The following is a 1,846-nucleotide window of genomic DNA, read 5'->3' on the forward strand; positions in this document are numbered from 1 at the left end:
GGGGCGCCGGGCGCGGCGGCGGCCGCGGCCGCGGCGGCGGCGACGGCGGCCGGTGTGCGGTGCTCGAACACCTCCTGCGGGCCGATCGCCAGCCCGGCCCGGTTCGCCCGCCCGGACACCATGATCGACAGGATGCTGTCGCCGCCGAGCGCGAAGAAGTCGTCGTCCGCGCCGACCCGCTCGGTCTCCAGGACCTCGGCGAAGATCTCGCACAGCAGCCGCTCGCGCTCGGTGCGCGGCTCGCGCCCCGGCGCGCGCCCTGCGGCGGGCGCGGGGGCGGGCAGGGCCCGGCGGTCGATCTTGCCGCCGGGGGTCAGCGGGAGCTCGTCGAGCAGCACGACGTCGGACGGGACCATCGCGTCCGGCAGCGTCCGCGCCAGCGCGGTGCGCAGCCGCGCGGCGTCCAGCCCGGCGCCCGGCGCGGGGACGACGTAGGCGACCAGCCGGCCGCCGCGCGGCCCGTCGTGCCGGTCGACCACCGCGGCGCGCGCCACGCCCGGCCGCGCGGCGATCCGCGCCTCGACCTCGCCCGGCTCGATCCGGTTCCCGCGGATCTTGATCTGCCGGTCGGCGCGGCCCGCGTAGGTCAGGTACTCGGTGCCGTCGCCGCGCCGGTGGCGGCGCACCAGGTCGCCGGTGCGGTACATGCGGTCGCCGGGCGGGCCGAACGGGTCGGCGACGAACCGCTCGGCCGTCAGGCCGGGGCGCCCGTGGTAGCCGTGGGCGAGCTGGACGCCGCCGACGTACAGCTCGCCGGGCACCCCCGGAGGCGCCGGGCGCAGGCTCGCGTCCAGGACGTACAGGCGGGTGCCCGCCACCGGGCGCCCGATCGGCACCGCCGCGCCCTCCTGCGCGCCGTCGTGCTCCCAGTGGGCGACCTGGACGGTCGTCTCGGTCGGCCCGTACACGTTGTGGATGGGCACGCCGGTCAGTTCGCGCCAGCGTTCGGCGAACGCGCCGGTCAGGGCCTCGCCGCCGCTGAGGACGCGGCGCATGCCGCGCACCGCCGCCAGCTCGCCCGCGTCCAGGGCGGACTGCAGGAACGCGGCGAGCATCGACGGCACCATCGCCATCGTGGTGACGCCGTGCTCGCGGATGAGGCCGAGCAGGTGGGCGGGGTCGCGGTGGCCGCCCGGCCGGAGGACCGGCACGATCGCGGCGCCCGCCGACAGCGGCCAGAACAGCTCCAGCAGCGAGGCGTCGAAGCCGGCCGACAGGTGGTGCAGCACCCGGTCGTCGGCGCCGAGGCCGAACCGCTCGCGCAGCCAGGCGAGCTGGCCGACGATGGCGCGGTGCGGGACGAGCACCCCCTTGGGGCGGCCCGTCGAGCCGGAGGTGTAGATGAGGTAGGCGGGGTGGTCGGGTCCGACCTGAGCTCGTACGGCGCCGGGGCCTTCGGCGGCGCCTGGCTCGATGGGGTCCGGCCCGTCGAGCAGGACGCGGGACACGCCGTCGACGTCCGGCAGCCGCCCGGCCGCCTCGCGCGTGGTGAGGACGGTGCGCGCGCCGGAGTCGGCGAGCATGTACGCCAGGCGTTCGCCTGGCAGGTCCACGTCGAGGGGCAGGTAGGCGGCGCCGGCCTTCAGCACGCCCAGCAGGACGGCCACCAGCTCCGCCGAGCGGGGGACGGCGACCGCCACGATGTCGGCCGGGCGCGTCCCGGCGGCCCGCAGGCGCCGCGCGGCGGCCTGCGCCCGGCGGTCCAGCTCCCGGTAGGTCAGCGGCGCGTCCCCGGCGACGGCCGTGGCGTCCGGGGTCCTGGCGGCCTGCGCCTCGATCAGCGCGTGCAGGGTGGGCGCGGCCGCGGCCAGGGGCGCGGCGGCGAACGCGGCGCGGGCGGCGCCGA

The 1,846-nt window shown here is 78.9% G+C and carries 1 protein-coding gene; it reads right to left on the reverse strand.

Annotation, left to right across the window (positions count from 1 at the left end):
* The coding region (locus ABD879_RS32470; protein ID WP_345025618.1) for an amino acid adenylation domain-containing protein at nucleotides 1-1,846 on the reverse strand (1,846 nt) is incomplete at both ends.

Origin of the sequence: Actinomadura keratinilytica (assembly GCF_039539665.1) — a bacterium.
In the GTDB taxonomy this organism is placed as follows: domain Bacteria; phylum Actinomycetota; class Actinomycetes; order Streptosporangiales; family Streptosporangiaceae; genus Spirillospora; species Spirillospora keratinilytica.